General features: G+C 68.8%; 5 protein-coding genes and 1 pseudogene. 3 read left to right on the forward strand and 3 right to left on the reverse strand.

Translation table 11 applies throughout. The features are described 5' to 3' along the window. A pseudogene (locus tag VF536_RS18155) lies at positions 1–498 on the reverse strand (hypothetical protein); the annotation flags it as partial. Between the two features lie 243 nt (positions 499–741). Here VF536_RS18155 and VF536_RS18160 point away from each other — a divergent pair. Together VF536_RS18160 and VF536_RS18165 are read left to right on the forward strand one after the other, a co-directional pair. Beyond that, positions 742–2,694: a propionate--CoA ligase gene (locus tag VF536_RS18160; protein WP_331616271.1), complete on the forward strand. Its 1,953-nt coding sequence runs from the start codon at positions 742–744 to the stop codon at positions 2,692–2,694. Then, entirely contained in the window at positions 2,694–4,688 is a 1,995-nt protein-coding gene (locus tag VF536_RS18165; protein WP_331616267.1) for a M3 family metallopeptidase, read from the forward strand. Before VF536_RS18160 ends, VF536_RS18165 begins: the two co-directional genes overlap by 1 nt. Here the strand turns inward: VF536_RS18165 and VF536_RS18170 are convergent. Next, complete coding sequence (locus tag VF536_RS18170) at positions 4,673–5,524, reverse strand: HAD family hydrolase (RefSeq protein ID WP_331616268.1); 852 nt, start codon at positions 5,522–5,524, stop codon at positions 4,673–4,675. The genes VF536_RS18165 and VF536_RS18170 overlap by 16 nt on opposite strands. Before the next feature lie 50 nt (positions 5,525–5,574). On the opposite strand from VF536_RS18170, the gene mdtD reads away from it, so the two are divergent. Next, positions 5,575–7,038: a multidrug transporter subunit MdtD gene (gene mdtD / locus VF536_RS18175; RefSeq protein WP_331616269.1), complete on the forward strand. Its 1,464-nt coding sequence runs from the start codon at positions 5,575–5,577 to the stop codon at positions 7,036–7,038. A gap of 76 nt (positions 7,039–7,114) precedes the next feature. Here the strand turns inward: mdtD and VF536_RS18180 are convergent. Beyond that, positions 7,115–8,636 (reverse strand): PhoH family protein (locus VF536_RS18180; RefSeq protein WP_331616270.1); only part of this gene is annotated, 1,522 nt, incomplete at its 5' end.

An 8,636-nucleotide genomic window follows, 5' to 3' on the forward strand; every position in this document is an offset into this window, starting at 1 on the left:
CGAGCGCATCAGGCTCTGGCCGTAGGCGCCCATCATCGTGCCGGCGGGCGGCGCGACGTCGGTCTTGACGTCCGCGACCTTCGCGTCGAGCTTCGCGTCGGCCTTCGCCGGCGCGGGCTTGTCCGCGGTCTTCGTTTCCGGCTTGGCCGAAGCGACCTTGTCGATGCTCGCCTTCTCGGAAGCGGTCTTCTCCGCAGTGATCTCAGTCGACGCAGACTTGTCCTCGTCGGCCTTGGTCTTCTTGTCCTTGCCGGCGTCCTTGGCCGCGACCTGCTTCGAGGACTTGGCGTCCTTGCCGTCCTTGGCGGACTTGGTCGTGGACTTCGTGTCGGCGGTCTTCCGGGTGGCAGGTTTTGCCGCCGGCTTGGCGGCTGCCTTGGCCGGCGCCGCCTTGGCCTCCGCCTTGGACTTGTCCTGCGACCCGTTGGTGGACGAGGTCGACTGTTGCGCCCAGCAACTACCGCTCGCGACGACGCAGATCAGCCCCAGTGCGGCCATGGCGCGCTGGAGCTTCAGGTGTCGGGGAGCGGAGCGGGAAGGACGAACAGTACTCATCGGTGTTGGGCGCGGAGACTAGGCACCATCTCCGTACCGGTCAAGCGCGAATGCCCGCAGGTGCGCGCCTGGCTAGGGAAAGTCCGGGCGTGGCCACGAGACCCTTCCCAGGAAAACCCGGATTGGACCACAGCCCCATGACGCAAGGCTGTGAACGAAAGTTTCAGAAAAGCTGCCGATGCGAGGATCCGTGCGGATTTCGCGCATTCGAGACCAACATCCAAGGAGACCCTGATGACCGAGAGCTACGCGGCGATGTATCGGCGTTCGATGGACGATCCGGACGGCTTCTGGACGGAGCAGGCGCGGCTGATCGACTGGACGCATCCGTTCGAGCAGGTCTGCGACACGAGCCGACCGCCGTTCGCGCGATGGTTCGTCGGCGGGCTCACGAACCTGTGCCACAACGCGGTCGATCGCCATGCGGCGGCGCGGCCCGACGACGCGGCGCTGATCTGGGCGTCGAGCGAGGTTGGCCAGGAGCGGGTGTTCAGCTTCGCCCAGCTCCAGGAGGAAGTGGAGGCCATGGCCGCGATGCTGCGCGAGCAGGGCGTCGGCGTCGGCGACCGCGTGCTGATCTATCTGCCGATGATTCCCGAGGCGACCTTCGCGATGCTGGCCTGCGCGCGGATCGGCGCGATCCACTCGGTGGTGTTCGGCGGCTTCGCCAGCCATGCGCTGGCCAACCGCATCGACGATGCGGAGCCGGTGCTCATCATCAGCGCCGATGCGGGCAGCCGCAACGGCAAGGTCGTGCCCTACAAGCCGCTGCTCGACGAAGCGATCCGCCTGGCCGCGCACAAGCCGGCGAAGGTGCTGATGGTCGATCGCGGGCTCAGCGCGTTCGAGCGCGTGGAAGGCCGCGATCTCGACTACGCCGCGCAACGCGAGCGGCTGCTGGGCGCGCGCGTGCCCTGCGAGTGGCTGCCGTCCGACGCCATCAGCTACACGCTCTACACCAGCGGCACGACCGGCCGGCCCAAGGGCGTGCAGCGCGACGTCGGCGGCTATGCGGTCGCGCTGGCCGCGAGCATGAAGCACATCTACGACGGTCATCCGGGCGAGACCTTCTTCTCCACCAGCGACATCGGCTGGGTGGTCGGCCACAGCTACATCGTCTACGGCCCGCTGATCGCGGGCATGGCCACGCTGATGTACGAGGGCACGCCGGTGAGCCCCGACGCGGCGATCTGGTGGCAGTTGGTCGAGCGCCACCGCGTGTCACTGATGTTCAGCGCGCCGACCGCGGTGCGTGTGCTGAAGAAGCAGGACCCGGCCTGCCTGACGCGGCACGACCTGTCGTCGCTGCGCACGCTGTTCCTCGCGGGCGAGCCGCTGGACGAGCCGACGGCACGCTGGATCGCCGATGCCATCGGCAAGCCGATCGTCGACAACTACTGGCAGACCGAGACCGGCTGGCCCATCCTGACGCTGGCGCGCGGTGTCGAGCCGGCTGAGCCGAAGTTCGGCTCGCCCGGCGTGGCGATGTTCGGCTACCGCGTCCAGCTCCTGGACGAACGGACCGGCGAGGTGCTGGAGGCGCCCAACCAGAAGGGCCTGCTCACGATCGCCTATCCGCTGCCGCCGGGCTGCATGCAGACCGTCTGGCGCGACGACGAGCGCTTCGTGCGCACCTACTGGGACGGCGTGCCGGGCCGGCAGGTGTACTCGACCTTCGACTGGGCCCTGCGCGACGAGGACGGCTACTACTTCATCCTCGGGCGCAGCGACGACGTCATCAACGTCGCCGGTCACCGGCTGGGCACGCGCGAGATCGAGGAGTGCATCGCCGGTCATCCGGCGGTCGCGGAGGTCGCGGTGGTCGGCGTCGCCGATCCACTCAAGGGTCAGGTCGCGATGGCCTTCGCGGTGCTGAAGGACCCGGCGCGCGCCGCCACGCCGCAGGAGGCGCTGGCGCTCGAAGGCGAGATCCTCAAGCGCGTCGACCAGCGCCTGGGCGCGGTGGCGAGGCCGTCGCGGGTGCGCTTCGTGGCGCTGCTGCCGAAGACGCGCTCCGGGAAACTGCTCCGTCGCGCCATCCAGGCCGTCTGCGAACATCGCGATCCCGGCGACCTGATCACCCTCGACGATCCGGCCGCGTTGCAACAGATCCACGACCTGATGAAGGGGACGACCTGATGAAGCAAAGGCATGCGTTGATCCTGGCCGCCTGCGCGCTGATGAGCGCACCGGCGTTCGCCGAACTTGAGGTGAGCCTGTCCCCGCTGCCCACGCCGGCGTTCCCCAGCTTCGCCGACGGCAAGGCCGTGGACCAGGCCTGCGATGCCGGCCTGAAGGCGCTGAACGCCGAGGTCGCCCAACTGGCCAGGCGCAAGGTCGACAAGGGCTGGCTGGCCGCCTACGACCTGGTGATCGCCCATCACGAGGATGCGCGATTCCCGATCGACTTCGTCCAGAACGTGCACGCCGACAAGTCCGTGCGCGACGCCGCCCAGGCCTGCGCGCTGCGCTGGACCGATTTCCAGACCGCGCTGACGCAGAACGAGAAGATCTATCGCGGCCTGAAGACCGCGCCCGCCGCCGATGCGATCGACCGCGAGCTCAAGCGCAACGCGCTGGGCCTGTTCGAGGACAGCGGCGTCGGCTTGTCCAAGGACAAGCGGGCGCGGGCCAAGGAGATCCTGGACCGGCTCTCCGCGCTCGACCAGCAGTTCTCGAAAGCCATCCGCGACGCCAACATCCGTGTCGCGTTCACCGCCGAGGAACTGCGCGGCGTGCCCGACGGCGTCTGGAAGGACAAGCCCCGCGACGACCAGGGACGGTATCTGCTCGGCGTCGACAACCCGACCTACACCGCGCTGATGCAGACCGCCGAGAGCGGCGCCGCGCGCGAGCGCATCTGGCGCGCCAAGACCAACGAGGGCGGCGAGGGCAACCTCCAGCTGCTCACCGAGATCATCACGCTGCGCAAGGAATACGCCGGCCTGTTCGGCTACGACAACTACGTCGACTTCAACCTGCGGCGCCAGATGGCGAAGGACGCGGCGACGGCGACGCGTTTCCTCCGCGAGGTCAAGGGCACCGTCCAGCAGGGCGAACGCGCCGATCTGGAGGAACTCCGCCGCGCGAAGGCGGCGCACCTGGGCACCGCGGTCGAGGCCACCACGGTGACGCAATGGGACGGCGTCTACTACGCGGAGCGCATCCGCAAGCAGCGCTTCACCGTCGACCAGGAGGCCTTCCGGCCATACTTCCCGCCCGCGGAAAGCCTGGCCTTCACGCTGCGCGTCGTCGACCGGCTGCTCGGCGTGACGCACACGCCGGTGTCGGTGCCCGGCCTCTGGCATCCCGACGTCAAGGCCTATGTCGTCCGCGACGGGTCCTCGGGCAGGTCGCTGGGCACGCTCTATGTCGACCCGTTCCCGCGCGACGGCAAGTACAACCACGCGGCGGTCTGGCCGCTGCGATCGAGCAGCACGCGCCTGGGTCGCGCTCCCGCCGCCGCGCTGGTCGTCAACCTCGATCGCGGCGGGCTGTCGCTGGACGAGCTGGAGACGCTGCTGCATGAGCTCGGCCACGCGGTCCACAACAACCTCTCCACCACCCGCGACGTGTCGCTGGGGCAGTGGGCGGTGATGCACGACTTCGTCGAGGCGCCGTCGCAGATGCTCGAGGACTGGGTCTACGACCCGAAGGTGCTCAAGCTGATGGCCGAGGTCTGCCCGTCCTGCAAGCCGGTGCCGGACGAGCTCGTCGGCAAGGCCCGCGAGGCGCGCGATTTCGCCAAGGGCACGAAGTTCGGCCGCCAGCATCTGTACGCGAGTTATGACCTCGCGTTGCACGGCGCGACCATCCAGGACCCGCTGGCGCTGTGGGCGAAGATGGAAGGCGATACGCCGCTGGGCCACGTGCCAGGCACGATGTTCCCGTCGCGCTTCGCGCACATCGCGGGCAGCTACGGCGCGGGCTACTACGGCTACCTGTGGAGCCTGGTCGTCGCGATGGACCTGCGCACGCCGTTCGCGGCGGACAAGCTCGACGCCGCCGTCGGCCGTCGTTATCGCAACGCGGTGCTGTCGCGCGGTGCGGAGAAACCGGCGCCGGCACTGGTGCGCGACTTCCTCGGCCGCGACTCCAACGCCAACGCGTTCTACGACTACTTGCGCAAGTAGGTCGCCCGCCAGTCGTCGCGGATGAACTGCACCACGGCGTCCTCATGGTGGAAACCGATGATGCGGTGCGCGGCCTGCTTCACGTCGTCGCTGGCGTTGGCCATGGCGATGGCGTGATGCGCGGACTTCAGCATCGTCAGGTCGTTGACCTGGTCGCCGAAGACGACGAGCTCGCGCTCGTGCAGCGCGTAGCGCTGCGCCAGCGTGGCGATCGCCTGGTCCTTGCTGGCCCGGCGGTCGTGCACGTTCAGCCAGGGCCAGCCCGGCATGTAGAGGTCCTCGGCCAGGTGCGTCGTGACGAGGTCGCCGCAGGTGGCCAGGATCTCGGCCTGCAGCGCTTCCAGCGGCTCGGCCCGGCCGACCACCAGCAGCGTGACCAGCGGATCGTCCAGCTGGTCCTGCAGGCGGTCGACCTGGCGCAGCCGCGGGTCGGCGTTGCGCTGGCGCTCGGTGACGAAGCGCTGCTGGCCTTCGTTCTGCACCTCCTGCCAGAAGAGCTGGTCGCCCTTGGCACCGTGCGTCGCGATGAAGGGCATCAGCCCGTGACGCCGCACCAGCGCGAAGATCGCCTGGCCGAGCGCCGGCTCCATCGCGTTGACCAGCTCGTGCCGGCCGGTGCGCAGGTCGCTGATGTAGGCGCCGTTGGACGACACCACCGGCAATGAGATCGGCAGGCCTTCGAGGATGCGGGCGATGGACACCACGTGCCGCGCGCTGGCGACGGTGAAGGCCAGGCCTTCGGTCAGCAGTTCGGTGAGGCCGGCGCGGGTGGCGTCGGAGAGGCGGGCCTGCGGATCGAGCAGGGTGCCGTCGAGGTCGGAGACGTAGAAGCGCATGGGTCGCACATCCTACGCCGTCGGGGTCCGATACTTGCCGGATGCCGCCCATGCCTTCCTCCTCGACGACGCCGCTCGACGTGCTCGGCCGCCCGATCCTCGACGACGCCACGCGCCGCTGGCTGCCCTGGGTCGTCGCGCTGGCGTTCTTCATGCAGACGCTGGACACGACCATCCTCAACACCGCGCTGCCGGGCATGGCGCGCGACCTCGGCGAGGACCCGCTGCGGATGCAGTCGGCCGTCGTCGCCTACCTGCTGACAGTGGCGCTGCTGATCCCCGCCTCGGGCTGGCTGGCGGACCGATTCGGGACCCGGACCGTGTTCCTGTGGGCGATCGGGCTGTTCAGCCTGGGTTCGTTGGCCTGCGCGGTGTCGCCCAGCCTGCACGTGCTGGTCGCGTCGCGGGTGGTGCAGGGCGTCGGCGGCGCGCTGCTGGTGCCGGTCGGACGGCTGGTCGTGCTGCGGGCCTTCCCGAAGGCCGAATTCCTCGCGGTGATGACCTTCATCAGCCTGCCGGGCCTGGTCGGGCCGCTGCTCGGGCCGACGCTGGGCGGCGTGCTGGTGGAGTTCGTCAGCTGGCACTGGATCTTCCTGATCAACCTGCCGGTGGGCCTGGCCGGCGCCTTCGCCTGCCGGCGCTTCATGCCGGAGATCAAGGGCCCCATCGGCAAACGCTTCGACTGGGGCGGCTACGGGCTGTTCAGCGTCGGGCTGATGCTGATGTCGCTGGCACTGCAGGGCTTCGGTGAGCACATGGTCAGCGTCGCCGTCTGCTTCGTGATGCTGATCGCCGGCGTGGCCTGCATGATGGCCTACTGGCTGCATGCGACCCGCACGGAGGAGCCCCTCTTCACGCCCGCGCTCTTCGCCGTGCCGACCTTCCGCATCGGGCTGTTGGGCAACGTCTTCGCGCGGCTCGGAAGCGGCGCGACGCCGTTCCTGACGCCGCTCTTCCTGCAGGTGGGGCTGGGCTTCTCGCCGAGCGAGGCGGGGCTGTCCATGATCCCGTCGGTGCTGGGCGCGATGTTCACCAAGACGCTGGCGATCCGCCTGATCAAGCGCGCCGGCTACCGCCGCGTGCTGATCGTCAACACGCTGCTGCTGGGCGTGCTGATCGCCAGCTTCGCGCTGATCCCGCGCGGCGTCGGGCATGTGTGGCTGGCGATCCACCTCGGCCTGTTCGGGATGGTCAACAGCATGCAGTTCACCGCGATGAACACGCTGACGCTGGGCGATCTCGACGAGCGCACCGCCAGCCCCGGCAACAGCCTGCTGGCGGTGGTGATGCAGCTGTCGATGAGCCTGGGCGTGGCGACCTCGAGCGCTTTCCTGCTGCTGTTCTCGCACGGGCTGCCGCGCACCGAGGGCGCTGCGATCGTGCCGGCCTTCCACGGCACCTACCTCGCGCTGGGCGCAATGGCCGCGCTGGCGGCGTTCATCTTCTACCAGCTGCGTCGCGACGAAGGCGCCGCGGAAGAGACCGTGCAGTCGAAGCTGACCCCCGAAGAGTAGGGCGCATGAAAAAGCCACCCCGAGGGGTGGCTTTGCGGGAGCGCAGAGGGCCGTGAGGCCCGGTGCCCGTGCAGGGTCAGAGCACCTCGGAGGCGAAGTCCGCGAGCCGCGAGCGCTCGCCGCGCGCCAGCGTGACGTGGCCGCTGTGGGCCCAGCCCTTGAACTTGTCGACCGCGAAGGTCAGGCCGGAGCTGCCCTCGGTGAGGTAGGGCGTGTCGATCTGCGCCAGGTTGCCCAGGCAGACGATCTTCGTGCCCGGACCCGCGCGCGTGATCAGCGTCTTCATCTGCTTGGGCGTCAGGTTCTGCGCCTCGTCGATGATCACGTACTTGTTCAGGAAGGTGCGCCCGCGCATGAAGTTCAAGCTCTTGATCTTGATCTTGCTGCGCACCAGGTCGTTGGTGGCCGCGCGGCCCCATTCGCCGGCGCCGCTCTCGCCGCGTCCCAGCACTTCCAGGTTGTCGTCGAGCGCGCCCATCCACGGGCCCATCTTTTCCTCTTCCGTGCCGGGCAGGAAGCCGATGTCCTCGCCGACCGGGACCGTCACGCGGGTGACGATGATCTCGGTGTAGCGGCGGTCGTCGAGCACCTGCGACAGGCCGGCGGCCAGCGTCATCAGCGTCTTGCCGGTGCCGGCCGAGCCGGTCAGCGTCACGAAGTCGCAGTCCGGATCCATCAGCAGGTTCAGCGCGAAGTTCTGTTCGCGGTTGCGCGCGGTCACGCCCCAGACCGAGTGCTTCTGATGGCCGAAATCCTTCAGCGTGCGCAGCACGGCGGTCTTGCCGGTGATCTCCTGCACCTTGGCGTAGAGCGGCGCGGCGCCCGGCGCTTCCAGGTAGATCAGCTGGTTCACCAGCAGCGTGGGCACCAGCGGACCGCTGATGCGGTAGAAGGTGGTGCCGCCCTGCTGCCAGCTCTCCATCGTCTTGCCATGGCGCTCCCAGAAGTCGGCCGGCAACGCCTGCACGCCGGTGTAGAGCAGGTCGGAGTCTTCCAGCGTCTTGTCGTTGCGGTAGTCCTCCGCCGGCAGGCCCAGTGCGCGGGCCTTGATGCGCATGTTGATGTCCTTGGACACCAGCACCACTTCGCGGCCGGGCTGCTGCTGCTTCAGCGCCTGGACCACGCCCAGGATCTGGTTGTCGGCCTTGCCCTGGGGCAGGCCCTGCGGCAGCGGGGTCTCGAACAGCGTGGTCTGGAAGAACAGCTTGCCGCCGGCCTCGCGGTGACCGGTCTGGTCCAGCGGCAGGCCCTTGGACATCTCCTCGATGGTGCTCGACTTGAGGCTGCCGGCCAGCGCGTCCAGGTCGCGGCTGACCTGGCGCACATTGCGGGCGACCTCGGTCATGCCCTTCTTGTGGCCGTCCAGCTCCTCGAGCGTGATCATCGGCAGATAGATGTCATGTTCCTCGAAGCGGAACAGCGACATCGGGTCATGCATCAGCACATTGGTGTCGAGCACGAACAGCTTGGGGTCGCCGACCGGCTTGCGCGCCTTCGAGCGGGCCGGGGCGGATTTCTTCGCCGGGGCCTTGGACGGGGCGGGCGAGACCAGCGCCAGCGAGGGCGACTGGCCGCCGCGGGCTTCCACCGGCTCGGTA

Source organism: Roseateles sp., from assembly GCF_036486225.1.
In the GTDB taxonomy this organism is placed as follows: domain Bacteria; phylum Pseudomonadota; class Gammaproteobacteria; order Burkholderiales; family Burkholderiaceae_C; genus Roseateles.

Coding starts and splice junctions, on each gene's coding strand:
- VF536_RS18170 (WP_331616268.1), bottom strand. CDS start 5,524: ATGCGCTTCTACGTCTCCGACCTCGACGGCACCCTGCTCGATCCGCAG.
- mdtD (WP_331616269.1), top strand. CDS start 5,575: ATGCCTTCCTCCTCGACGACGCCGCTCGACGTGCTCGGCCGCCCGATC.
- VF536_RS18165 (WP_331616267.1), top strand. CDS start 2,694: ATGAAGCAAAGGCATGCGTTGATCCTGGCCGCCTGCGCGCTGATGAGC.